At 73.7% G+C, this 23,729-nt stretch carries 24 protein-coding genes; 14 read left to right on the top strand and 10 right to left on the bottom strand.

Going from position 1 to position 23,729, the window contains the following annotated elements; genetic code table 11:
• From ACQEVB_RS31410 to ACQEVB_RS31400, 3 genes are read left to right on the top strand one after another with little or no spacing between them, the layout of a single operon-like run.
• Positions 1-1,230 carry an acyl-CoA dehydrogenase family protein gene (locus ACQEVB_RS31410; protein WP_432979280.1) on the top strand — a complete coding sequence of 410 codons (1,230 nt, stop codon included), beginning with the start codon at positions 1-3 and terminating at the stop codon, positions 1,228-1,230.
• The gene (locus ACQEVB_RS31405) at positions 1,223-2,416 is read left to right on the top strand and encodes an acyl-CoA dehydrogenase family protein (protein ID WP_432979277.1); all 1,194 of its coding nucleotides are present in this window, start codon (positions 1,223-1,225) and stop codon (positions 2,414-2,416) included. The genes ACQEVB_RS31410 and ACQEVB_RS31405 overlap by 8 nt, the downstream gene beginning before the upstream one ends.
• Positions 2,413-3,519: an acyl-CoA dehydrogenase family protein gene (locus ACQEVB_RS31400; protein WP_432979274.1), complete on the top strand. Its 1,107-nt coding sequence runs from the start codon at positions 2,413-2,415 to the stop codon at positions 3,517-3,519. Before ACQEVB_RS31405 ends, ACQEVB_RS31400 begins: the two co-directional genes overlap by 4 nt.
• A 4-nt stretch (positions 3,520-3,523) precedes the next feature.
• Here ACQEVB_RS31400 and ACQEVB_RS31395 read toward each other — a convergent pair whose 3' ends face one another.
• Complete coding sequence (locus tag ACQEVB_RS31395; RefSeq protein ID WP_432979271.1) at positions 3,524-4,120, bottom strand: cyclodeaminase/cyclohydrolase family protein; 597 nt, start codon at positions 4,118-4,120, stop codon at positions 3,524-3,526.
• 317 nt (positions 4,121-4,437) lie between these two features.
• On the opposite strand from ACQEVB_RS31395, the gene ACQEVB_RS31390 reads away from it, so the two are divergent.
• The 3 genes from ACQEVB_RS31390 to ACQEVB_RS31380 are packed head-to-tail and all read left to right on the top strand — an operon-like array spanning position 4,438 to position 6,611.
• The gene (locus tag ACQEVB_RS31390; RefSeq protein ID WP_432979268.1) at positions 4,438-5,193 is read left to right on the top strand and encodes an amino acid ABC transporter substrate-binding protein; all 756 of its coding nucleotides are present in this window, start codon (positions 4,438-4,440) and stop codon (positions 5,191-5,193) included.
• The gene (locus ACQEVB_RS31385; RefSeq protein ID WP_432979265.1) at positions 5,194-5,862 is read left to right on the top strand and encodes an amino acid ABC transporter permease; all 669 of its coding nucleotides are present in this window, start codon (positions 5,194-5,196) and stop codon (positions 5,860-5,862) included.
• The gene (locus ACQEVB_RS31380; RefSeq protein ID WP_432979262.1) at positions 5,859-6,611 is read left to right on the top strand and encodes an amino acid ABC transporter ATP-binding protein; all 753 of its coding nucleotides are present in this window, start codon (positions 5,859-5,861) and stop codon (positions 6,609-6,611) included. Before ACQEVB_RS31385 ends, ACQEVB_RS31380 begins: the two co-directional genes overlap by 4 nt.
• Positions 6,612-6,621: 10 nt before the next feature.
• Here ACQEVB_RS31380 and ACQEVB_RS31375 read toward each other — a convergent pair whose 3' ends face one another.
• The 3 genes from ACQEVB_RS31375 to ACQEVB_RS31365 all read right to left on the bottom strand — a co-directional run bounded on the left by ACQEVB_RS31375 (position 6,622) and on the right by ACQEVB_RS31365 (position 9,863).
• Positions 6,622-7,392, bottom strand: coding sequence for an SGNH/GDSL hydrolase family protein (locus ACQEVB_RS31375; RefSeq protein ID WP_432979259.1), 771 nt, complete (start codon positions 7,390-7,392; stop codon positions 6,622-6,624).
• A gap of 77 nt (positions 7,393-7,469) precedes the next feature.
• Entirely contained in the window at positions 7,470-8,639 is a 1,170-nt protein-coding gene (locus ACQEVB_RS31370) for a hypothetical protein (protein ID WP_432979256.1), read from the bottom strand.
• A 78-nt stretch (positions 8,640-8,717) separates the two neighbouring features.
• On the bottom strand, positions 8,718-9,863 hold the full coding sequence (locus ACQEVB_RS31365) for a hypothetical protein (RefSeq protein ID WP_432979253.1): 1,146 nt from the start codon (positions 9,861-9,863) through the stop codon (positions 8,718-8,720).
• A gap of 137 nt (positions 9,864-10,000) precedes the next feature.
• Here ACQEVB_RS31365 and ACQEVB_RS31360 point away from each other — a divergent pair, with 137 nt between their 5' ends.
• Genes ACQEVB_RS31360 through ACQEVB_RS31350 form a run of 3 tightly spaced genes read left to right on the top strand, consistent with a single transcriptional unit; the run spans position 10,001 to position 12,957 of the window.
• Entirely contained in the window at positions 10,001-10,684 is a 684-nt protein-coding gene (locus ACQEVB_RS31360; RefSeq protein ID WP_432979250.1) for a response regulator transcription factor, read from the top strand.
• Complete coding sequence (locus ACQEVB_RS31355; protein WP_432979247.1) at positions 10,681-11,961, top strand: sensor histidine kinase; 1,281 nt, start codon at positions 10,681-10,683, stop codon at positions 11,959-11,961. Before ACQEVB_RS31360 ends, ACQEVB_RS31355 begins: the two co-directional genes overlap by 4 nt.
• A gap of 9 nt (positions 11,962-11,970) precedes the next feature.
• Positions 11,971-12,957, top strand: coding sequence for an aldo/keto reductase (locus ACQEVB_RS31350; RefSeq protein ID WP_432979244.1), 987 nt, complete (start codon positions 11,971-11,973; stop codon positions 12,955-12,957).
• On the opposite strand, the gene ACQEVB_RS31345 is transcribed toward ACQEVB_RS31350, so the two are convergent.
• The 3 genes from ACQEVB_RS31345 to ACQEVB_RS31335 form a co-directional block, all read right to left on the bottom strand.
• Entirely contained in the window at positions 12,915-14,141 is a 1,227-nt protein-coding gene (locus ACQEVB_RS31345; protein ID WP_432979241.1) for a methyltransferase, read from the bottom strand. The two genes, ACQEVB_RS31350 and ACQEVB_RS31345, sit on opposite strands and share 43 nt — an antisense overlap.
• Positions 14,142-14,255: 114 nt before the next feature.
• Entirely contained in the window at positions 14,256-15,857 is a 1,602-nt protein-coding gene (locus tag ACQEVB_RS31340) for a sulfatase (RefSeq protein WP_432979238.1), read from the bottom strand.
• The gene (locus tag ACQEVB_RS31335; RefSeq protein ID WP_432979235.1) at positions 15,854-16,621 is read right to left on the bottom strand and encodes a CDP-alcohol phosphatidyltransferase family protein; all 768 of its coding nucleotides are present in this window, start codon (positions 16,619-16,621) and stop codon (positions 15,854-15,856) included. The genes ACQEVB_RS31340 and ACQEVB_RS31335 overlap by 4 nt, the downstream gene beginning before the upstream one ends.
• Positions 16,622-16,666: 45 nt before the next feature.
• Between ACQEVB_RS31335 and ACQEVB_RS31330 the strand changes: the two genes are divergently transcribed.
• The 5 genes from ACQEVB_RS31330 to ACQEVB_RS31310 are packed head-to-tail and all read left to right on the top strand — an operon-like array spanning position 16,667 to position 20,527.
• On the top strand, positions 16,667-17,656 hold the full coding sequence (locus ACQEVB_RS31330) for a zinc-dependent alcohol dehydrogenase (protein WP_432979232.1): 990 nt from the start codon (positions 16,667-16,669) through the stop codon (positions 17,654-17,656).
• A gap of 12 nt (positions 17,657-17,668) precedes the next feature.
• Positions 17,669-18,061: a 6-pyruvoyl trahydropterin synthase family protein gene (locus ACQEVB_RS31325; RefSeq protein ID WP_432979229.1), complete on the top strand. Its 393-nt coding sequence runs from the start codon at positions 17,669-17,671 to the stop codon at positions 18,059-18,061.
• The gene (locus ACQEVB_RS31320; protein ID WP_432980677.1) at positions 18,061-19,113 is read left to right on the top strand and encodes a glycosyltransferase family 4 protein; all 1,053 of its coding nucleotides are present in this window, start codon (positions 18,061-18,063) and stop codon (positions 19,111-19,113) included. The genes ACQEVB_RS31325 and ACQEVB_RS31320 overlap by 1 nt, the downstream gene beginning before the upstream one ends.
• On the top strand, positions 19,110-19,925 hold the full coding sequence (locus ACQEVB_RS31315; protein ID WP_432980674.1) for a class I SAM-dependent methyltransferase: 816 nt from the start codon (positions 19,110-19,112) through the stop codon (positions 19,923-19,925). Before ACQEVB_RS31320 ends, ACQEVB_RS31315 begins: the two co-directional genes overlap by 4 nt.
• Positions 19,919-20,527, top strand: coding sequence for a histidine phosphatase family protein (locus tag ACQEVB_RS31310; protein ID WP_432979226.1), 609 nt, complete (start codon positions 19,919-19,921; stop codon positions 20,525-20,527). The genes ACQEVB_RS31315 and ACQEVB_RS31310 overlap by 7 nt, the downstream gene beginning before the upstream one ends.
• Positions 20,528-20,694: 167 nt before the next feature.
• Here the strand turns inward: ACQEVB_RS31310 and ACQEVB_RS31305 are convergent, their stop codons facing one another.
• The 3 genes from ACQEVB_RS31305 to ACQEVB_RS31295 all read right to left on the bottom strand — a co-directional run bounded on the left by ACQEVB_RS31305 (position 20,695) and on the right by ACQEVB_RS31295 (position 23,724).
• Positions 20,695-21,921 carry a DUF222 domain-containing protein gene (locus ACQEVB_RS31305; protein ID WP_432979223.1) on the bottom strand — a complete coding sequence of 409 codons (1,227 nt, stop codon included), beginning with the start codon at positions 21,919-21,921 and terminating at the stop codon, positions 20,695-20,697.
• 373 nt (positions 21,922-22,294) lie between these two features.
• Entirely contained in the window at positions 22,295-22,954 is a 660-nt protein-coding gene (gene lexA, locus ACQEVB_RS31300; protein WP_432979220.1) for a transcriptional repressor LexA, read from the bottom strand.
• 23 nt (positions 22,955-22,977) lie between these two features.
• Positions 22,978-23,724 carry an FkbM family methyltransferase gene (locus ACQEVB_RS31295; protein WP_432979217.1) on the bottom strand — a complete coding sequence of 249 codons (747 nt, stop codon included), beginning with the start codon at positions 23,722-23,724 and terminating at the stop codon, positions 22,978-22,980.
• Between the last annotated feature and the right edge of the window lie 5 nt (positions 23,725-23,729).

The raw sequence follows: 23,729 nt of genomic DNA, 5'->3' as shown, positions 1-23,729 counted from the left end.
ATGGACTTCGCATTCGACGCCCGCACGATCGAGCTGCGGGACGCCTTGCTCGACTTCATGGACGGGCACGTGTACCCGGCGGAGGCGACGTTCGCCGAGCAGCTGGCCGGGCTGCCCGACCGCTGGGCGTGGGACTCGGCTCCGGTGCTGACCGAGCTGCGGGCGGAGGCCCGCAAGCGCGGCCTGTGGAACCTCTTCCTGCCTGGCGACCACGGGGCGGGCCTGACCAACCTGCAGTACGCCCCGCTCGCGGAGATCACCGGGCGCAGCATCCACCTGGCGCCGCCCGCGCTGAACTGCGCCGCACCCGACACCGGCAACATGGAGGTGCTGGCCCAGTTCGGCAGCGAGGCCCAGCAGAAGGAGTGGCTCGAGCCGTTGCTCGACGGCGAGATCCGCTCGTCGTTCGCGATGACGGAGCCGGACGTCGCCTCGTCCGACGCGACCAACATCGCCACCCGGATCGAGCGCGACGGTGACGAGTACGTCGTCAACGGGCGCAAGTGGTGGATCACCGGCGCGATGAACCCCAACGCGAAGATCTTCATCGTCATGGGCAAGACGGATCCCGACGCCGCGCGCCACCAGCAGCAGTCGATGATCCTCGTGCCGCGCGACACCCCGGGCGTGCACGTCGAGCGGGCGATGCACGTCATGGGCTACGACGACCACGAGCACGGCGGGCACGCCGAGCTCTCCTTCACCGACGTGCGGGTGCCGGCGGCCAACCTCATCGCCGGCGAGGGCGACGGGTTCGGCATCGCGCAGGCCCGGCTGGGTCCCGGCCGGATCCACCACTGCATGCGGTCGATCGGCATCGCCGAACGGGCCGTCGAGCTGATGTGCGCCCGCGCCGAGGAGCGGGTCGCGTTCGGCAAGGCGCTGTCCGAGCAGGGCGTGATCCGGGACTGGATCGCCGAGTCGCGGGTGCGGATCGAGCAGCTGCGGCTGCTGGTGCTCAAGACCGCGTGGCTGATGGACACCGTCGGCAACAAGGGAGCGCACTCAGAGATCCAGGCGATCAAGATCGCCACCCCGGCCACCGTCCAGTGGATCCTTGACAAGGCGATCCAGGTGCACGGCGCCGGCGGCCTGTCGCAGGACTTCCCGCTGGCCAACGCCTACGCCGGCATCCGCACGCTGCGGTTCGCCGATGGCCCCGACGAGGTGCACAAGAACGCGCTGGCCCGTACCGAGCTGCGGCGGCAGGCGGGTGCGCGGAATGGCTGACGACCAGTCACTGCGGGCGGATCTGCGCGAGCGGGTCGACGCCCTCCTGGCCGCGCATCCGCCGGCCACGACGCCCCGGCTGGAGTTCCTGCGGGCCCGCTACGACGCCGGGTTGGCCTGGGTCTCCTTCCCGGAGGGGCACGGCGGCCTCGGCCTGCCGGCGGCCCTGCAGGGCGAGGTGGACGCGCGGCTCGACGCCGCCGGAGCCCCGGACAACAACCCGCGCGGCAACGGCATCGGCCTCGGCATGGCCGCGCCGACGATCCTCGCGTTCGGCACGGAGGAGCAGAAGCAGCGGTTCCTGCGCCCGCTGTGGACCGGCGAGCAGATCTGGTGCCAGCTGTTCAGCGAGCCGGGCGCGGGCTCGGACCTGGCGAACCTCGGCACCCGCGCGGTCCGCGACGGCGACGAGTGGGTCGTCAACGGGCAGAAGGTGTGGACGTCGGTCGCGCACATCGCCGACTTCGCGATCCTGGTGGCCCGCACCGACCCGGACGCGGTCAAGCACGCGGGTCTCACGTACTTCCTGTGCGACATGTCCGACCCGGGCGTCGAGGTGCGGCCGCTGCGGCAGATCACCGGGGAGGCCGAGTTCAACGAGGTCTTCCTGACCGACGTGCGCATCCCGGACGCCAACCGGCTGGGCGCGGAGGGTCAGGGCTGGCGCGTCGCGACGGCGACCCTGAACCAGGAGCGGGTCTCGATCGGTGGCCGGGCGGCGGCTCGGGAGAGCGGCCTGATCGGCGTGGTTGCGCGAGAGTGGCGGGACCGGCCGGATCGCCGCACCCCCGACCTGCACGACCGGCTGCTGCGCCTGTGGGTGGACGCCGAGGTGGCCCGCCTGACCGGGGTGCGGCTGCGGCAGAAGCTCGCCACCGGCCGTCCGGGACCGGAGGGGGCGGCCATGAAGATCACGTTCGCCCGGATCAACCAGCAGCTGTCCGGCCTGGAGCTGGAACTGCTCGGCGAGGACGCCCTGCGCTACTCGGACTGGACGCTCGTGCGGCCCACCGAGGTGGACATGACCGGCCGCGACGCCGGCTACCGCTACCTGCGGGCGAAGGGCAACTCCATCGAGGGCGGCACGTCGGAGATCCTGCGCAACATCGTGGCGGAGCGGGTGCTCGGGCTGCCGCCGGAGCCGCGCGTCGACAAGGACGCGCCGTGGAAGGAGCTCCAGAAGTGATCGCCCGGATCAGCACCGAGCTCGATCTGCTCCACTCCGAGGTGGAGGACGACCTGCGGGCGAGCGTCCGTGACGTCCTCGGCGACCGGTGCGACCCGGCCGCGGTCGCCGCGCTGTACGACGGCGACGACGCGGTCGTCGCCCCGCTGTGGCGGGTGCTCGCCGCCGAGCTGGGACTGGCCGGCCTGCTCGTGCCGGAGACGGTGGGCGGGGCGGGTGCCTCGGCCCGGGAGGCCGCGGTGGTGCTGGAGGAGCTGGGCCGCGCGGCGGCGCCGGTGCCGTTCCTGACCAGCGCCGTCGTCGCGACGACCGTCCTACTGGACAGCAGTTCGGAGCTGCTGGGCCCATTGGCGGCGGGGGAGCGGGTGGCCGCGCTGACGGTCCCGCTGTCCACCGGACCCGCGAGCGCGCTGCCTGCGTTGACGATCGATGCCGACGGCCGGGTCTCGGGCAGCGTCACCAGCGTCGCCGGGGCGGTGGAGGCCGACGTGCTGCTGGTGCCCGTCGCCGGACCGGACGGTCTCGCGGTGCGCGCGGTCGCGGCCGGTGCGGCGCACGTGACGCCCGTGGTGTCGCTCGACATGACCCGCCGGCTCGCCGACGTCACGTTCGACGGCGCCCCGTCCGAGCCGGTGGCGGCCGGGGAGGCCGCGGTCCGCCGCGGGCTGGCCGCCGGCGCGGCGCTGCTCGCGTCCGAGCAGCTGGGCGTGGCCCGGTGGTGCCTGGAGGAGACCGTCTCCTACCTGAAGGTGCGCCGGCAGTTCGGGCGCGTGGTCGGTGGGTTCCAGGCGATCAAGCACCGCCTGGCCGACCTGGCGATCGCCGTCGACTCCGGCTCGGCGGCCGCCCGCTACGCCGCGGTGGCGCTCGCCGAGGGCGTCGACGTCGAGATCGCGACCGCGGTGGCCCAGGCGTTCTGCAGCGACCTGGCCGTCACCGCGGCGGAGGAGGCGGTGCAGCTGCACGGTGGCATCGGGATGACCTGGGAGCACCCCGCGCACCTGTACCTCAAGCGGGCCAAGGCCGACCAGATCGCCCTCGGCACGCCGGGCGCCCACCGCGCGCAGCTCGCCGAACTGGTCGACCTCCCCGCCCCGGCCTGATCACTCAGCCGCGGCGAACCGCCGCGCGCAGGGCGGCCACCCTCGCCAGGGTCGCGTCGACCCCGGCCGGCTCCGTGTCGACGGGGGAGGCCGAGGCGCGGAGGTTCGCCTCGACGTTCGTGCGGCTGATCGCGACGGCCGCCCCGGCTGCCTCGGCTGCCGCGGCGACGTCGGGGAGGACGGCGCGGCTCGCGACCGCCACCAGCTGCTCCGCGAGGTCGACGACCGCGCCGCCCAGCCGCACGACCTCCGCGGGCGGGCCGGCCGCGGCCAGCAGCGCCTCCGCCACCGCGGCCGACCGCCGTTCGCGCTGCTCGTCGGTGTCGCGCGGCAGCCGGGTGGCGGCCGTGACGGCGTCGAAGACGCGCATGTCCGCGGCCGCCAGCGCCACCGCCTGCTCCTGCAGCTCGCCCGCGCGGTCGAGCACGTCGGGCGGGCTGCCGGCGATCCGCGCCACCATCGTCAGCAGCGCCGCCGCCTGCGCGACGGCGAGGGCGGCGATCACCCCGCCGGCGGGGGTCGGCGGTCGGGGCGCCGCGAGCCGCTCCAGGTAGGTTTCGATCGACCAGGCACGCACGTCCTCGCCCGGCTCGGTCGTCACGCGGCAGAGCTTAGATGCACTGCGTCGATGAACCGGGTCGCATGTCGCCTTGACATCGCGGTGGGGGCGGCACCTACTGTCTGGGATCTTCGCGGGCGATCAGGGGGAGTCGACGTGCGGGCTGGACGGGGCGGGTCGGCGGGGATGACTCTGCCGACCTGGTCGCGTCGGCACGTCGACCTGTGCCGTACCCACGCCGCGCTGTGTCCCTAGATCTGCCGAACAGCTCCCGACGCACTGGCGTCGGTCCCTTGCCCGCCGCCCCCTGACCGGATGAACCGCGCGGCCGGCGCCCACCACCTCGAAGGAGCAACCCCGTGCGTCGCACACTCCTCGGTTCACTCGCCGCGCTGCTGGTCGCGGTCACCCTCGCCGGCTGCGGCGGCGGATCGAACTCCACCACCCTGCGGGTCGGGACGGAGGGCACCTACAGCCCGTTCAGCTTCCAGGGCCCCGACGGGAAGCTCACCGGCTACGACGTCGAGATCGCGCAGGCCGTCGGCGCGAAGCTCGGCAAGACCGTCGAGTTCGTGCAGACCCCGTGGGACTCGATCTTCGCGGGGCTCGAGGCGAAGCGGTTCGACCTGGTCGCCAACCAGGTGACGATCAACGACGAGCGCAAGGCCAAGTACGACCTGTCCGCGCCGTACACGGTGTCGGAGGGCGTCATCGTCACGCGGGCGGACAACACCGCCATCAAGACCCTCGCCGACCTCAAGGGCAGGACGACCGCGCAGTCGGCCACCAGCAACTGGGCCAAGGTCGCCCGCGATGCCGGCGCCAACGTGGAGGCCGTCGAGGGCTTCGTGCAGGCCGTCCGCCTGCTCAAGGACGGGCGGGTGGACGCGACGGTCAACGACACGCTCGCCGTCGGCGAGTACGTGAAGACCACCAGCGACGCCGGGGTGAAGGTGGCCGGCACGACCGGCGACACCAGCCAGCAGGCGTTCGCGGCGCGCAAGGACAGCGGCCTCATCGGGGACGTGAACCGGGTGCTGGGCGAGCTGCGCGCCGACGGCACGCTGAAGCGGATCTCGGAGAAGTACTTCGGCTCCGACGTGAGCGGCAGCTGAGTGGACGCGTCCACCTGGGCGCTGATCTGGCGCAACCTGTGGCCGATGCTGGTCGCGACGGTCACGCAGACGATCCCGCTGACGGTGATCAGCTTCGCGATCGGCCTGGTCATCGCGCTGTTCGTGGCACTGGCCCGGATCTCCGCGATCGTGCCGCTGTCGTTGCTCGCCCGCGGCTACATCTCGGTCATCCGCGGCACGCCGCTGCTGGTCCAGCTGTTCATCGTGTTCTACGCGCTGCCGCAGTTCGGCGTCGTGATCGACCCGTTCCCGGCGGCGGTCGTCGCGTTCAGCCTCAACGTGGGCGGGTACGCGGCGGAGGTCGTCCGGGCGGCGATCCTGTCGATCCCGAAGGGGCAGTGGGAGGCGTCGCAGACCATCGGGATGGGCTACGCCACCACGCTGCAGCGGGTGATCCTGCCGCAGGCGGCGCGCACCGCGGTGCCACCGCTGTCGAACACGTTGATCTCGCTGGTGAAGGACACGTCGCTGGCGTCGACGATCCTGGTGACGGAGCTGCTGCGGGTCGCCCAGCTCGCGGCGGCGCCCACGTTCGACTTCTTCGCGCTCTACGGTGTGGCCGCCGTCTACTACTGGGTCATCTGCCTGGTGCTGTCGTTCGCGCAGAACCGGGTGGAGGAACGACTGGAGAGGTACGTGGCGCGATGACGGACCTGCTGACCGTGAAGGGCGTGCGCAAGGCGTTCGGCGAGCTGCAGGTGCTGCGCGACATCTCCTTCGACGTGCCCGCGGGCACCGTCACGGCGGTGATCGGGCCGTCGGGCTCCGGCAAGACGACGGTGCTGCGCACGTTGAACGCGCTGGACCGGGCGGACGCCGGCGTGATCGGCATCGGCGACGTGTCGGTGGACTTCGCGCAGCCCGTCGACCGCGCCACGCTCGCCCGGTTCCGGGCGCAGAGCGGGATGGTGTTCCAGGCCCACAACCTGTTCCCGCACCGGACCGTGCTGCAGAACGTCATCGAGGGGCCGGTGATCGTCCAGAAGCGGCCCAAGGACGAGGCGATCGCCGACGCGAAGGCGCTGCTGGAGCAGGTCGGGCTGGCGGAGAAGGCCGACCAGTACCCGTACCAGCTGTCGGGCGGCCAGCAGCAGCGCGTCGGGATCGCCAGGGCGCTGGCCCTGCGGCCCAAGCTGATGCTGTTCGACGAGCCGACCTCGGCGCTGGACCCGGAGCTCGTCGGCGACGTCCTGCGGGTGATCAAGGACCTGGCCGCCGAGGGCTGGACGATGGTGATCGTCACGCACGAGATCCGGTTCGCCCAGCAGGTCGCCGACCAGGTGCTGTTCATCGAGGGCGGGGTCGTGCTGGAGTCGGGGCCGCCCGCGCAGGTGCTGGGCGAGCCGGAGCAGCCACGGACCCGCCAGTTCCTGCAGCGGATCCTGGACCCGATCTAGGCGGGCGGATCTACACCACCGCGTGCGGCTCGGTCCCCGGCGCGACGCTGATCCAGGTCGGGTACTTGGCCGCGCGCCCGTCGCCGGACGAGCGACCGCGGAGGCGCCGGCCGACCCAGGGCAGCACGTGCTCGCGGTAGTAGCGCAGCTGGGCGCCGGGCGGGCGGTCGAAGTCGGCGGGCCCCACGGATCCGGTCGCGTCCGCGGCGCCCAGCGCCGCCAGCACCAGGTCGGCGACCCGGCGGTGCCCGGCCTCTGCCAGGTGCAGCCGGTCGGCCGACCAGTACCCGGGCCGCCGGATCTCGACGTCGTTGAAGACGTCGACGAACGTCACGTCGTAGCGGGCCGCGAGGTCGGCGACGGCCGCGGTGAACGCGGCGGCGCGCTCGTGCACGACCCGGCCCAGCGGCAGCCCGTGCGACGGGTCGGCGCCGCTGATCAGCACGAGCCGCACCCCGCTCAGGGCGCACCGCAACACCGCGCGTTCGGTGATGACCGCGAGCCGGCCGATGTCGACGCCGGGCCGGAGCAGGTCGTTGCCGCCGCCGTTGAGGGTGATCAGGGTCGGCGGGGGGTCGAGGGCGAGCGCGGTGTCGAGCTGGTCGGTCACCACCGGGGTGAGGAGCCGGCCGCGCACCGCCAGGTTCACGTACTCGATCGGCTCGCCGTGGTGCACGGCCAGGCCCGCCGCCACCAGGTCCGCCCAGCCGCGCGGGCCCGCGCCCGCCGGCTCGTCCCCGACGCCTTCGGTGAAGCTGTCCCCGATCGCCGCGTACCGCACGCGCCCTCCCCGTCCTGCCGGCCGCCCCCTTTCTTGCGCCTTGCTCGGGGCGCGGCCGGTGACCGGGTCGGGCTGCGCTACCGGCGCAGCTCGGAGCGGACCAGCGAGAACGCCGGGGCCGGGTCGCGCAGCGACAGGACCCCGGTGTCGCGCACGCCCCGCCAGCTGCTCAGCACCGCGGGTGCAGACCGCGGCCGGGTGCGCACCTGGTGCCAGGCGGCGAGCAGGTCGGGGTGCATGACGACCTTGCGGCCCATGCGCGGCTGCGGGACGGGGCCGAGCGGCATCCGGGCGAGGGCCGCGTAGAGCCGCCACGCGCCGTCGGCGCCGCAGGCCTGCGCGAGCCCGAAGTTCGCGGGCATCCGCACGTTGATCTCGATGAGGTAGAGCCGGCCGTTGCCGGCGTGCCGCTTGGCCTCGCAGCTCGACAGCCCGTGGAACCCGACGTGGTCGAGCAGGCGCCGGTTCAGGGCGAGCATCTCGGGTACGTCGGCGGACTCCAGCAGGGAGCCGGTGCCGTAGTCGGGCGGCCACTGCCGGACCTTGCGCCGCCCGTACTCCAGCAGGTAGCCGCGGTCGCGGTCGCGGATCGTGACGGCGCCTTCGAGCGCGCTCTCCGGGCCCGGCACGAGCTCGGTGACGATCAGGTCCAGGTGCCGGTCGAGCAGCGCGCGGGCGGCGGTGTCGAGGGCGCGCGGGTCGTCGACGCGGACGGTGCCGACGCCGACCGCGTCCTTCCCGAGGTGGCCGAGCGCTGGCTTGACGATGCACGGGTAGTCGACCTCGCCGTGGACGCGGTCCAGGTCGGTCCGGGAGCCGACGTGCCACGTGCCGGGCGTGCGGATGCCGGCCTCGCGGGCGGCGCGGTGGAGCTCGTGCTTGTTCATGAGGGCGAGGTGGACGCCGTCCTTCGACTCGAACGTCCACAGCTGCGGCGGGAGTTCGGCGCGGTTGCGGGCGAGCCATTCGGTGGCCGCGTCCGATCCCGAGAGCACGATTCCGCCGCCGGTCCGGGCCAGGTCCTCGAACTCCGCCGCCCAGACGTCCGGGCGCTCGGCGAGCGACGGCATGACCCGGCCGGTGACTCCGCGGGAGGCGAGCACGTAGGAGTACCGCTCGTCGGTGAGCGCGTGCACCGCAACACCGCGCCGGACGAGCCTGCGCGCCACCGTCAGCCCGCCGTCGTTCGGCTGGGCGAGGACCACCCGCGGCAGGTACGCGGGGAAGGCCGGGGGAATGCTCACCATGCCTTGAGTGTTGCTCCGGCGATTTGGAGCATTCTTGGATCAGCGCATTCCCAGGTTAATCGACGGCAATTTCTCGATTTACGTGCGACGGCTGGCGAGGATCGACCTGACCTGCGCGAACGCCGGCGCCGGGTCGCGCCAGGACAGGGCGGCGGTGTCGCGGACCCCGCGCCAGCTGCGCAGCACCTCACGCACGGTCGTCTCGCGGCGGCGGAGCCGGGCCAGCGCGGCCTGCGCGTCCTTCTGCGGCAGCACCACCTTCCGGCCGAGGACGGGTTCGGGCTGCCGGGCCACCGGCAGCTCGGCGAGCGTCGCGTACAACCGCCACGCGCCGTCGGTGCCGGCGGCCTCGGCGAGCCCGAAGCTGGCCGGCACCCGCACGTTGATCTCGATGAGGTACAGCTCGCCGCTCTCGGCGTGCCGCTTCGTCTCGCACGCCGCGATGCCGACGTACCCGGTGTGGTCGAGCAGCTGCCGGTTCATCTTCAGCGCCTCGGGCACGTCGGCGCTCTCCAGCAGCGAGCCGACGCCGTAGTCGAGCGGCCACTGCCGGACCTTGCGCCGGCCGTACTCCAGCCGGTACTCGCCGTCGCGGCCGCGGACGGCCACGGCGCCCTCCAGCGCCGTCTCCGGGCCGGGCACCAGCTCCGTGACCAGGAACGGGAAGTCGTGGTCGAGCAGCGGGTTGGCCACGGCGAACAGCTCCGCCCGCGACGCGACGGCCGTCGTGCCGATCCCCAGCAGCTGCTTCGTGACGTGGCCCAGCGTCGGCTTCACCACGCACGGGTACGTGAGCACCGGCAGCTGCGCCTCCAGGTCGTCGAGCGTCGCGACGTGCGCCGTCCACGGGGTGCGCACGCCCGCCTCGGCGGCGACCCGGTAGAGGTCGTCCTTGTCCATGAGCGTGACGTGCGTGCGGTCGGCCGACTCGAACGTGCGCAGGGTCGGCAGCAGCTGGTCGCGGTGCCAGGTGATCCACTCCGTGGCCGCGTCGGAGCCGGAGAACACGACGGCGTCGCCGATGCCGTTGAGCTCGTCGAGCCACTCCTGCGCGGAGCTGCGGATGTCGGGCATGACGCGGCCGCGCACGCCCCGGGAGGCGAGCACGTAGCGGTAGTCGGGGGTCGCCAGCAGGTGCACCTCGACGCCGCGCCGCACCAGCGCCCTGGCAGCGGTGAGGCAGCCGTCGTTGGGGTGGCAGAACACGGCTGCGGGCAGGGACATCCGTTCCTCGCTCTCACCGGGGCGCGCGGGCGGGGGAGCGAGCGGCCGGGAAGCTCATCCTCCCGATCCGTTCTTGGAACATTCTTGGAGCCGAAGCCGCTGGTCACAGCCGTGGGCGGGGCGGTCATGATGGGGGCGTGAACCAGATCGCCCCACCCCGGGTGCTCGTCGTGGAGGACGACGACGAGCTGCGCGGGATGCTCGTCGAGCTGCTCGCCGACGAGGCCTACGAGGTCGAGGCCGCCCCCGACGGCCATCGCGCGCTGCACCTGGGGCTGACCCGGCACTACGACGTGATCGTGCTGGACCGGCGCCTGCCCGCCCTCGACGGCCTGGACGTGATGGTCCGGCTGCGGCGCCGGGGTGTGGGCACCCCGGTGCTGGTGCTGTCCGCGGCGGCGACGGCGTCGGACCGGGTCACCGGCCTGGACGCAGGTGCCGAGGACTACCTGACGAAGCCGTTCGACGTGGACGAGCTGCTGGCCCGCCTGCGGGCGCTGCGCCGCCGGCACCTCGACACGGCCCGGACCGTGCCGGTGGGCGACGCCCTGCTCGACCTGGACGCGCGCGAGCTCGCCCCCGGACCGGACGGGCAGCCGGTGGTGCTGTCCGCCCGCGAGTGCGATCTGCTGGCCACCCTCGCCGCCCGGCCCGGGCAGGTGTTCAGCCGCGACGAACTGCTGTACTCCGTGTTCACGGAGGCGGAGAAGCCCGTTGTCGTCGACACGTACGTGCACTACCTCCGGCGCAAGCTCGGGCGCACGGTCGTCGAGACCGTCCGCGGGCGGGGATACCGCCTCGGGCGTGGGTCGCAGCCGTGAGCCGGGCCGGTTCCACGATCATGGTGCGCCGGGCGGCGCGCCGGCTCGGCCTGCAGGCGGCTCTGCTCGGGGCCGTCGTCGTGGTGCTGCTGTCGGCGGCCGCGGTCGTGGTGGTGGTGCAGGGCCAGCACCGGAGCGCCGTCGACGAGCTGCACGTAGCGGCCATCCGTGCCGACGACATCGACGACCCGCCGGCCTGGACCGCGCTGGCGATCCAGGGCCCGTCCGGCGATCGGCGGGCCGGCGTGGACCCGTCCCTGCCGAAGGGGTTGCCCGACCGTGCGGCGATGGACCGGGTCGCCGCGGGTGGGCCGGCGGAGCTGTTCGAGGTCCACCTGGGCGGCGTCGACTACCTGGTCGAGACGCTGCGGCAGCCGACAGGGCTCACCGTCCAGGCCGTGCTCGACCTGACCCCGAACCACACTGCCCGCGACCAGCTGATCGACGCGCTCCTGATCAGCGGGATCGCCGGGCTCGTGCTCATCGCGCTGGTCGGCACGTGGCTGGGCGGCCGGGCGCTGGGACCGTTGTCGACGACGCTGGAGATCCAGCGCCGGTTCGTCGCCGATGCGAGCCACGAGCTCCGCACCCCCGTCACGCTGCTGCACACCAGGGCGCAGCTGCTGCGACGCCGCATGCGCCGCGACGGCCCGGACACCGCGCCCGACGACCTCGACGCGCTCGTCGCCGACAGCGCGCGTCTCGCCGACATCCTCGACGAGCTGCTGCTCGCGGCCGACCCGGGGATCGAGCAGGCCCCGGTGCCGATCGAGCTGACGGCGCTCGCCCGCGACGTCGTCGAGTCGGCGGCGGCGTTCGCGGCGCAGCGCCAGGTCGCGCTGGTCGCCCCGGCGTCCGACGACGCGCCGGTCGCGGTCTCGGGGTGGCCGGTGGCCCTGCGCCGGGCGGTGACCGCCCTGGTCGACAACGCCGTCCGGCACGCGCACGGCCGCGTCGCGGTCGAGGTGTCGGCGACGGGGCACACCGCCCGCATCGACGTGATCGACGACGGGCCGGGCATGGACCCCGAGCTGGTGCCGCGGATGTTCGACCGGTTCGCGGTCGGCGGCGGCAGCACGTCAGGCCGTCGCCGATACGGGATCGGGTTGTCGCTGGTCAACGAGATCGCCGCCGCCCACGGCGGGCGGGTGGAGCTGCTCGACCGCGACACCCCGGGCTCGGCGCTGCGCATCGCCCTGCCCGCCCGTGGCGTGGGGACGCCGGCGTCGCCACGTTCCGGGCAGGCCGCGGCCGGACCGCGCCGCGGCCGTTCGTAAGCTGCCCCCGTGGAGATGCGGAAAGCGGGGCGGCTCGGTCGCGACGTCGGCGTGATCGGGTTGGGGTGCTGGCAGCTCGGGGCCGACTGGGGCCAGGTCGACGACGCGGACGCGCTGGCGGTGCTGCACGCGGCCGTCGACGCCGGCGTCACGTTCCTCGACACCGCCGACGTCTACGGCGACGGTCGCAGCGAGACGCTCATCGGGGGCTTCCTGCGGGAGCGCGGGCCGGAGCACGGGCTGACCGTCGCGACGAAGATGGGCCGGCGCGTCGAGCAGGTCCCGGAGAACTACTCGCGCGCGAACTTCCGCGCGTGGAACGACCGCTCCCGGGCCAACCTGGGCGTCGACACGCTCGACCTGGTCCAGCTGCACTGCCCGCCCACCCCGGTGTACGACCGCGACGAGGTGTTCGACGCGCTCGACGAGCTGGTGGCCGAGCAGCGGATCGCGGCGTACGGCGTGAGCGTCGAGACCGTCGACGAGGCGCTGGCGGCGATCGCGCGGCCGGGCGTCGCGAGCGTGCAGATCATCCTCAACGCGTTCCGCCAGAAGCCGCTCGAGCGGGTGCTGCCGGCCGCGGCCGAGGCCGGCGTCGCGATCATCGCCCGGGTCCCGCTGGCCTCCGGCCTGCTGTCCGGCCGCTACACGGCCACCACGACCTTCGCGGCCGACGACCACCGCACCTACAACCGCCACGGCGAGGCGTTCGACGTCGGCGAGACGTTCTCCGGCGTGCCGTACGACGTGGGGCTGGCCGCGGTGGCCCGGCTCGTCCCGCTGGTGCCTGAGGGCGTGACGACCGCGCAGTTCGCGCTGCGCTGGATCCTCGAACAGCCGCAGACCACTGTCGTCATCCCGGGCGCGCGCAACGCCGACCAGGCCTCCGGCAACGCCGCGGCGGCCGCGCTCGCCCCGCTGGACGCGCAGACCCACGCCGCCGTGGCCGCGGTCTACGACGAGCTGATCCGGGAGCACGTGCACGACCGCTGGTGAGAGAGCCCCAGCCGCCACAGGTGGATGCGTTCGCGACGGCGGGCGGCCGCGACCGGGTCCCGACCGTCGACCCGGCTCGGCCGGGTTGATGGGCGGACGTCCGCGTGCCCGCGGATCGTCAGACCGGCAGCGGCGGCGAGCGCCGGGATGTGCCCGGCCGGCCGTAGCTGCAGGTGCTCGGCGAGGTCGGAGCAGATCAACCAGGCCTCGCCGGTCGGGGTGAGGTGGTCGGCGACGCCGCGGACGAACCGGTCGGTCATGGAGCTGCGCCGGTCGTAGACACCCGCCTCGGCGGGGCTCGCCGGGGTGCCCGGCAGCCACGGCGGGTTGGCCACGACCAGGTCGGCCCGCCCGGGCGGGAACAGGTCGCGCTCCTGGACGTCGACGCGGCCGGCGAGCCCGAGCCGGGCCAGGTTCTCGCGGGCACAGGCCACGGCGCGCGGGTCGGCGTCGGTGGCGACGACGCGGTCGAACCCGCGCCCGCCCAGCAGCGCGGCGAGCACGCCGGTGCCGGTGCCGATGTCGAACGCGGTGCGCCGCGGCCCGGGCAGCGGCGCCGTCGCGGGAAGCTGCAGGTAGTCCTGCCGCGTGGGCGCGAACACGCCGTGGTGCGGGTGGATGCGCAGGCCGCCGAGCACGTCGACGGCGATCCCGTCCTTCCGCTGCCGGTGGGCGTTGAGCACCCCCAGCAGTTCGCGCAGCGCCACCAGGTGCGGCTCGGACAGCGGGCCGTAGACCTCCCGGCAGGCGTCCGCGACGTCGGGCGCCCGCCGCAGCCGCAGCTGCGCCCCCGGGTGCAGCTCCACCAGCACCGATCCGAGCAGCCGGGCCACGCGGGCCCGGTGCTGGCGGCGGCGGTGGAACTCCGCGGCCACCGGCAACGGGCCGCGCGGTGGGGGCAGGCGCCGGCGCATGGCGTCGAGGAGCTGGCAGGCCTGCGGGTAGTCGTCGCGCCACAGCAGCGCGGTCCCGGCGGTGGCGAACGCGAGCGCGCGGTCGGCGCTCAGCCCGGCGGGGGCGACCCGGACCGAGCGCGGCGCGGGCCGGTCGTCGGCGGTCAGCCAGTTGAAGTTGTCGACGGAGGAGGGGGTGGACGTCGTCGGGCACGGTGGGGTTCCCCGGAGGATGGGGAGCTGTCCCGGCCGAGGCCGATCACAGGGGCCGCGCGCGGAACACGGGCGCATGCAGGAGCCGTCGGCAGGACGGCTCGGGCGGTCGGAGGCGCAGCCGTCAGGACGGCTCTCGGAACACCACCGCACCCACCATGTCGATCATCCTAGCGCCCCCGCGCTGGACGGTCAGCGCCGGAACGCGGTGAGGAACCGGTCGCGGAACGCCTCCATAGGCCACACCGGCGCCGCCGCGCCGGGGCGCAGGCCGTCGGTCCATCCCCACGGCGCGATGCGGTCGAGAACGCCGCGGTCCCGCGTCACCACCGAGATCGGCACGTCGCGGGAAGCGCCGTCACCGGTGAGGAGCGGCGCCGGCTGGTGGTCGCCGAGGATCAGCAGCACCAGGTTGTCGTCGCCGTAGGTCTGCACGTACGACACGAGGCTCCCCAGCGAGTACTCGATCGACCGGCGGTAGGCGTCGCGCACCGCGGTGGTGCCCTGACCCCAGATCGCGTCGGGATCGCCGGTGCCGGCGAGCGGGCCGTAGACGGTGCCGTCGCCGACCGTGTCCCAGCCGATGACGGGCGGGATCATGCGCCACGGGGCGTGGCTGGAGACGAGGTCGATCTCGGCCATGACGGGTGGCGCGCCCGGGGCGCGGGCGGTGAGGCGGTGGAACGCGGAGAGCGTGTACTGGTCGGGCACGCTCGCCCAGCCGCGGTCCGGCCCGCGGTAGTCCAGGCGCCCGTAGTCGAGCACGTCGGAGAAGCCGTAGTACCGCGCCTCCGGCCACGCGCTGGTGGTGCCTGGTTGCACCGCCAGGGTGCGCCAGCCGGCTTCGGCGAACGTGCTGGTCAGCGTGCGGCGGTCGCTGGTCACGAGTGAGTCGTAGCGGCCCTGGTCGCTCACGTGGAGCCCGGACAGGAACGTGGCGTGCGCGAGCCAGCTGCTGCCTCCCGCGACCGGCGAGGTGAGGTACGCGCTGCGCGTCGCGAACCCGGCGGCGCCCAGCCGCGCCGTGCCCTCGTCGAGCACCGAGCCGACCGGGGCGGCGAACTCGGGGTTCTCGACCGCACTGCGCCCGTAGCTCTCCACGAACGCGACCACGACGTCCTTGCCGCGCAGTGCCGTCAGCAGGTCGGCGGACGGAACGGCGCGGAACGGGTCCTCGCCCAGGTGCGCGGCGAAGTCCTCCTGCGCGGCGACGCTGGCGGGGATCCCGACGGCGGTGTCGCGCGCCAGCGCCGCGGCACCCGCCGCCGCCACCGGCACCCCTGGCACGAGCTGGGCACCGATGAGCGCGCAGCCGATCCAGATCGGCGTCAGCACGGCGATGAGCCGGGTCGCCCCGGTGCGCCGCCGCACGACGATGCGCCCCAGGCGCACCACCGCCACCGCCATCCCGACGGGGAGGGCGAGCGCGAGCAGGCCCGCGAGCACCGCCACAGCGACGGCCGCGGGCCGACCGATGTTGCCTGAGAGGAACCGCATCCCGTCGGCGAACAGGGGAGCGTCCACGACCGGGTCGAAGGAGCGGCCGAGCACCGAGCGGAAGCCGACGTGCAGCACACCCAGCAGCGTCAGCAGCCCGAGCAGCGCACCGAGGGCTGCGGCGACCGGCGTCCGCGCCCTGGTTGGGAGGACGAGCAGCAACGCGATCCCGACCAGCGCCTCGACCGGGATGCGCACGAACGCCAGCGGGGTCAGCGGTCCGTCGGCGGGCAGGACGAGCGCAGCCAGCACGATCACGCCGAGCACGACGACACCGACGCGCCGCAGCACCGTCACGGTGTCGGTCCCGGATGCGCCATCTGCCACAGCCGCGGGATGTCGACGGCGAACGACCACACCAGCAGCGCCAGCGCGACGGCGACCATGATCACGGCCAGCAGCGTAGGCAACAGCTCGGAGGCCGCGACCACCAGCACGATCCCCTGCAGCGCGGCCACCACCTTCGCGGCGTACCGCGCGGTCAGCGTCGCACCCAGCCACGGCAGCGCGAGGCTGACCGCGACGAACACGTAGCGGATCAGCCCGATCGCGAGCACCCACGGGCCGAGCAGCACGGCCACGTGCACGCTGAGCACCAGCAGCAGCACGGCGTCGATCTCCATATCGAAGCGGGCGCCCAGCGGCGTCACCGTCTCCGTGCGCCGGGCGACCTTGCCGTCGACGGCGTCGAGCACCAGCGCCACCGACGACAGCGTCACCAGCACGGCGACGGGGGTCGCGCCGGTCGCCAGGCCGTCGGCCACCAGCGCGGTGACGCCGACGATCAGGACGGCGCGCAGCAGCGTCACCAGGTCCGCGGGGCCGAGCGTCGTGGCGCCGGCGCGCCGCACCGCCCAGGCGAGCACCGCCAGCAGCGCGGCGAGGTAGGCGAGGCCGGCGGCCCAGCCCACCGGGCCCGACCCGATCGCGACGAGCAGCACCACCGCGCCAGCCGCCGCGACGGCCAGCTGCCAGGTGGCCGGGGTCGGCCCGGCGACACGGTGCGGGCGTACCGGCAGCCCGCGCCCCCCGCTTCGCAGGAAGGACCCTAGGCTCGCCATCGTCGTCATACCTCCCACCACGGATCCAGGACTCAGGGGGTTCAGGTGGATCGTCTCGATCACACGGCGCGCGCGTTCTGGCTCAAGGAGCCGGGAGAGGGCGAGATCCGCCCCGTACCGCTGCCCGAACCCGGCCCCGACGACGTCGTCGTCCGCACCCTGTTCTCCGGCGTGAGCCGCGGCACCGAGACCCTCGTGTTCCGCGGCGGGGTGCCGCGGAGCCAAGCCACCATCATGCGCGCCCCGTTCCAGGACGGGGAATTCCCCGCCCCGGTGCTCTACGGCTACCTGAACGTGGGCGTGGTCGAGCAGGGCCCCGACGAGCTGCGGGGCCGCACCGTGTTCTGCCTGTACCCGCACCAGACCCGCTACGTGGTGCCGGCCACCGCGGTGACGGTCGTGCCCGACGACGTCCCGCCCGCCCGCGCCGTGCTGGCCGGCACCGTCGAGACCGCGGTGAACGCGTTGTGGGACGCCGGACCGCTCCTCGGTGACCGGATCGCCGTCGTCGGCGCGGGGATGGTCGGGTGCAGCGTGGCCGCGCTGCTGGCGCGCTTCCCGGGGGTGCGCGTGCAGCTCGTCGACGTCGAGCCGGGACGGGCGGAGATCGCCGCGGCGCTCGGCGTGGGTTTCGCGCACCCCGACGCGGCGCTGGGGGACTGCGACCTCGTCGTGCACGCCAGCGCCACCGAGGCCGGGCTGGCCCGTTCGCTGGAGCTGCTCGGGAACGAGGGCGAGGTGATCGAACTGAGCTGGTACGGCGACCGCCCGGTGCGGATCCCGCTCGGTGAGGCGTTCCACTCGCGCCGGCTCACGATCCGCGCGAGCCAGGTCGGCCAGGTGGCGGGGGCCCGCCGCGCCCGTCGCGACTACGCCGACCGGATGGCGCTCGCGCTGCGGTTGCTCGCCGATCCGGTGTTCGATGCGCTGGTCACCGGCGAGTGCGCGTTCACGGAGCTCCCCGATGTGCTGCCGCGGCTGGCCGCCGGTGAACCGGACGCGCTCTGCGTCCGTGTGAGGTACGGAGAGCCGTAGCAAGGGGGAACGTTGTTCAGCATCACCGTCCGCGATCACGTGATGGTCGCGCACAGCTTCCAGGGAGAGGTGTTCGGGCCGGCGCAGCGCCTGCACGGCGCCACGTTCGTCGTCGACGCCACGTTCCGGCGCACCGACCTCGACGCCGACGGCATCGTCGTCGACATCGGATTGGCCACCGAGCAGCTGAAGGCCGTGCTGGGGGACCTGAACTACCGCAACCTCGACGAGGTCTTCCCCGGCGTCAACACGACGACGGAGTTCCTGGCGAAGGAGATCGCGGACCGGCTCGTCGCCGCCGTCCACTCCGGCGCGCTGGGGGACGGTGCCCGCGGCCTCGCCGGTCTCACCGTCACGCTGCACGAGTCGCACGTGGCGTGGGCGGCGTACGAGCGGGAGCTGTGATCCGGGACCTGCACGTCGTCGTCCCCGCGGACATCGACGATCCCACGCTGCCGAGCGGCGGCAACGCCTACGACCGGCGGGTGTGCCGCGAGTTGGCTGCGGCAGGGGTGTCGGTGCGGGAGGTCGCGGTGGCGGGCGCGTGGCCGCGGCCCGAGCGGCCCGCCCGCGCATCGCTGGCACGGGCGCTGGCCGCGCTGCCCGACGGTGCCGCCGTGCTGCTCGACGGGCTCGTCGCGTGCGGGGTGCCCGACGTGATCGTCCCGGAGGCGGGGCGATTGGTGCTGGTCGCGCTGGTGCACCTGCCGTTGGGTGAGGAGGACGCGACGCTCGCGTCGTTCGAGCGAGAAGTGCTGCACGCCGTCGACGCGGTGGTGGCGACGAGCCCGTGGACGGCACGGCGGCTCGTCGCCGCGCACGGCTTACCCGCGGGGCGGGTGCACGTGGCGACGCCGGGGGTCGATCCGGCGCCGCTCGCGCCCGGCTCCGGCGGGGCGGGGCTGCTGTGCCTCGGTTCGCTGACCCCGACGAAGGGGCAGGACCTGCTGGTGGACGCGCTGGCGGCGGTCGCCGACCGGTCGTGGACCTGCGGACTCGTGGGTGCAGTGGGGCGCGACCCGGAGTACGTCGCCGCGGTGCGGGGCGCGATCTCCGCGCATGGCCTCGACGGCCGGGTCGAGATCACCGGCCCGCTCGTCGGCGACGCGCTGGAGGCGACGTTCGCGGCGGCCGACCTGCTGGTGCAGCCGTCGCGCGTGGAGGCGTACGGGATGGTCGTCACGGAGGCGCTGGCCCGCGGCATCCCGGTGCTCGCCGCAGACGTCGGTGGGATGCCGGAGATCCTGGGCGACCAGGACGTTCCGGGGATACTGGTGCCGCCCGGCGACGTGGATGCACTGGCGGCGGCGCTGCGTCGCTGGTTGGACGAGCCCGGTCTGCAGGCGGAGCTGCGACAGGCCGCGGCGCTGCGACGTCCCACGTTGGACGGGTGGGAGGTGACGGCACGGTGCCTGGCACAGGTGATGGCGAGCGCGCGCCCTGGGACGCCCGCCTGAGCGAGCCCGGCTCGCCGGTGTGCGCGCCGGACTGGCTGGCGCTGCGGGAGCCCGCCGACGCGGCGGCCCGGGCGACCGAGCTCGCCACGGCGGCCGCTGCGGGCCTGGGTCGAGGACCGGTGACGGTGCGCGACCTCGGTTGCGGCACCGGCTCGATGCTGCGCTGGCTCGCGCCACACCTGCCGGCCGACCAGCGGTGGTACCTGCACGACCGTGACCCGGAGCTGCTGGCGGTGGCTGCGGCGAGGGCCGGGTCGGTGCCGGTGGAGACCGTGCTCGGGGATCTGACGGGGCTGGGCGCGGCGGACCTCGCCGGCACCTCGCTGGTGACGTGCTCCGCGCTCCTCGACCTGCTCACGGCGGAGGAGGTCGCGGGGGTCGCCGCGGCGTGCGTCGAGGCGGGGTGCCTGGCGCTGTTCACGCTGAGCGTGGCCGGCCGGGTGGTGTTCGACCCGGCCGACGAGCTCGACGCCGTGTTCGCGGCGGCGTTCGACGCCCACCAGCGCCGTCCCGTCGACGGCCGCCGGCTGACGGGTCCCGACGCCGGCGCCGCAGTCGCGGCTGCGTTCGCGGAGCTGGGCGCGACCGTGGAGCAGCGGTCGAGTCCGTGGCGGCTCGGGCCGGCGGACGCGGCGCTCGTCGAGGAGTGGTTGCGCGGCTGGATCGGCGCGGCGTGCGCGCAGGTACCAGAGTTGAGGATCAGCGCCGGCGGGTACCTGGGTCGGCGACTGGACGAGCTGGCCGCCGGCCGGCTGCACGTGCTCGTGGACCACCTCGACGTGCTCGCGACCCCCGGGAGGCCGCCATGCTGATCCTCGTCCGGCACGGGGAGGTGGCCGCGAACGCCGAGGGGCTGCTCCTGGGCCGCGCCGACCCACCCCTCACGGAGACGGGCCGCCGGCAGGCCGCCGCGCTCGCGGAGCTGCTGCCGCACCCCGCTCGCGTCGTCTCCAGCCCGCTGACCAGGGCACGGGAGACCGCGGCGGTGCTCGCCGGCGACGCCACGGCCGTCGAGGTCGATCCGCGGTGGGTGGAGCTGGACTACGGCGACCTGGACGGCCAACCACCGACCGCGCTGGGTGAGAGCGACTGGCACGAGTTCCGCACCGACCCGAACTTCGTGCCCCCGGGCGGCGAATCCCTCGCCTCCCTGTGCCGCCGCGTGCGGTCGGCGTGCGCCGACCTGGCCCCCGACGCCGCCCACCGCGACGTCGTCGTGGTCAGCCACGTCTCGCCGATCAAGGCCGCCGTCACCTGGGCCCTGGGCGTCGACGACTGCGTGGCGTGGCGCATGTTCCTCGGCGACGCCGCGATCAGCCGCATCGACACGAGCGGCAAACACCCCCTGCTCCTGGGCTTCAGCGACACGACCGCGGCAGGACAGGTAGCGGCCGCACCCACGCCACACCGCTGACGTTCTCGGGGCTCCGCCCCGAACCCCGGCCCTCCTCTGGTGGAGCGGGAACGAGCGGGTCGGCTCCGCCGTCGCTCGGTCGCCCTGTCGGGATGCTGCGGCGTTGCTGCGCACGCCCGATCGACGGTGGAGCCTCACACCTGCCTGCGGGCACAGTGCTGCCCCGGTCACGGTTGTGCCCACAGATCGGTCATCCAGGGTGGCGGGATGAACTCCGGTTTCCCGGAGGTCATGTCGATGGTCCACTCGGTCGAATGGATTTGATCATGATGCTGGCAACACAACATGACCAGGTTGTCCAAGGCGGTCGCGCCGCCGTGTTGCCACTCGATCACATGATGGACCTCGCACCAGGATGGTGGCCGATCACACCCGGGGTGGGCGCAACCGTGGTCGCGCAGGGCAACCGCGCGGCGCAACCAGGGCGGAACCAGGCGGCGGGTACGGCCGACATCGAGAGGTTGGCTGTCGGTGTTGAGCACGACCGGGACCAGGTGGGCATCGCACAACAGACGCCGCAACTGCCCGGGAGTCACCTGTCCCCCGGTGTCCAGCATGGCGGTGCGGGCCCGGTCTTCCAGGTCCTGCAGGCGGATCGTGACGGTGACGCGGGGGCGTTCCCCACCGACCTCGCCGGAGGCGCCGTGGTCGAGGGCGAACCCGCAGATCTCCGCCAACGCCGCCGCGTTCCGTTCGGCCGCGGTGGTACCCCGATTCTCCGGGGTCGGTCGGGTGCGGGCCTCGATCGCGGTACGGATCGCCGCGAACGCCAACGGATCCTCGAACTGGCCCCGCAGCCACCCGCTGCCATCAGCGTTGGCGCCCATCTGCAGTTCGTTACGACCGGGCCGCTCATCCGGCTCCGGCCCGTCCAGGTCAGCCGCGGCGAGCAGCTCCAGGCCCATGACACGGACTTCGCGCGGGGTGAAGGTGCGGGCCGCCTCACCGAGGCTGGCCTCGATCGAGATCCGATCGGCCAGGCTGATCCGGGAGGCGGGCCGGGAGTTCATCAGGGCGGCGATGGTGTCCACGTGCCGCATGGTGGCCGCGCCGTCGGTGAACGCGGCCGCGGTGGCCGGGAGCACCGGCTCTAACGGCTCGCCATCCAGCGTGGTGCGCGGCCCGACGTGTTCGGCGACGGTGACATGCCGGCGGGCGGTGTCGTGATCCCACCCGAGCAGATCCTTCAACCCGGCGAGAGTGGTGCGATACCCCTTCTCGGAAAGGGTGCCGTCGCGCTCGACAGCAGCGATCGCAGCGACCTTCGCCCGATCGACTTGCCGCGACACACCCTCAAGAACGAGGAGCGCGGCGAGGGGATCGGGGCTGTCGGAAATGGCCGTGAACGCCTGCTCGATCAGGCTCACGGCCTGTGCGAGTGGGTTCTCGGGCATGCCTCCATGATACCCGAACGCAGGTTCGAACGACTACCGATTATCGCAGGTCAGATACCATTTGACGCCCGCGCGGGCCGGCTCCGAGACCTCGCAGAAGTTGAGGCGTCGTCGCACAGGTTCGACCTTCTGCGAGGACCACCTCACCTCTGCGAAGTCACCGCATTCCAGCGAAAGAGGCTCCACCGTCGGTCGGGCGTGCACAGCAAGGCCGCGCCGGTGGTCGGGTGGCAAACACGCGTTTCGTTTGCGACCCGGCCGCCGGTGTGGCATCCCGGAGGGCGACCGAGTGCCGGTGGAGCCGGCACGGAACAGCTCCACCGGAGGGAGGCGCCGGGGCCCGGGGCGGAGCCCCGGAAACTAGACCGAAAACCTAAACCGAACGAAGAACCGAAACCACAATCCCGAGCACCACGGCCGAATCCCCGTCGATCACCGGATACGCAGGATTACGCGGCTCCAGCAACACATGCCCACCCCGCCGCCGGAAGACCTTGACCGTGGCCTCCCCGTCGATCATCGCCGCGACGATCTGCCCGGAGTGCGCCTCGTTCTGCTGCCGCACGACGACGGTGTCGCCGTCGCAGATCGCGGCGTCGACCATGGAGTCGCCGCGGACGCGGAGGGCGAAGACGGTGCCGCGGCCGGCGAGTTCGGGCGGGAGTCGCAGCACCTCGTCGACGTGTTCCTCGGCGAGGATGGGGGTGCCGGCGGCGATGTCGCCGACGACGGGCACGGCGACGGCGGAGTCCTGCTCGACGGAGCCGGAAGCGCGCAGGAACGCGCGGACGTCGATGGGGCGGGCCATGGTGGTGCCGCGGCGCAGGAAGCCTTGTTCCTCGAGGCTCGCGAGGTGCTTCGACACCGACGACGGGGAGCGGAGTCCGACGGCTTCGCCGATCTCGCGGGTGCTCGGCGGGTATCCGTGGCGCTGCACCCAGTCGCGGATGGCGAGGAGGATGCGCTGCTGGCGGGGGGCGAGCGTCGAGGGGTCGAGCTGGCCGAACAGGTCGAGATCATCGGCGACGGACATCCGCGGATCGTAGAGCCCGACGATCACCCGTCCGGTGCCAGGCGGGCGTACACGTCGCCGGAGCGGCCGGCGGCCCGGACCCGCTCGAGGAGCGCGCGGAGCGAGTCCGCGTCGAGCCAGTGCGGGCTCTGCCAGCGCAGGGTCTCGACCGGCGAGTAGTTGTAGCGGTAGCGCCCGAGCCGGTCGACCGCGGCGAGCACGGCGAGTGCCTCGTCGTGGGCCATCGACAGGTACTCGAACGACAAGGCGCGGAGCGGCCGGCTGAGCCCGGCGAGCACGTCGAGCTCGAAGCCCTCGACGTCGATCTTGCAGAACGCCGGTTCGCCGTGCTCGGCGACGAGGGCGTCGAGGGTGGTGACCGCGACGTCGACGGACCGGTCCCACCGCACCTTGGCGAAGCGGCGGTCGGTCGACACCGAGCTGATCCACTCCGGCGACATCGACGAGACGGTGGGCGTCGCCGTCGACACGCCCAGCCGGGCTCGTCCGGCCCGGGCACCCACCGCGTCGGTGACGAGGACGACGCCGGGGTCGCGGCCGAAGAGGAGGCGCAAGATACGGACGAGGTCGGGCTGCGGCTCGATCGCCACCACCCGCGCACCCAGCTTCCGCCACGCGCGCACCCGGCTGCCGACGTGTGCGCCGACGTCGAAACCGAGGTCGCCGGGCACGAGGAACTCCCGGTAGAACGCCACCATCCGCCGGTGCCGGCCGGGGATCCCGTGGTACATGAGCAGGGAACGCGTGAGCCCCAGCACCCGTCGCAGCATGGGAC

The organism is Pseudonocardia sp. CA-107938, assembly GCF_050936315.1.
GTDB lineage: Bacteria > Actinomycetota > Actinomycetes > Mycobacteriales > Pseudonocardiaceae > Pseudonocardia.
This window is presented reverse-complemented; position numbering and strand designations above follow the sequence as displayed.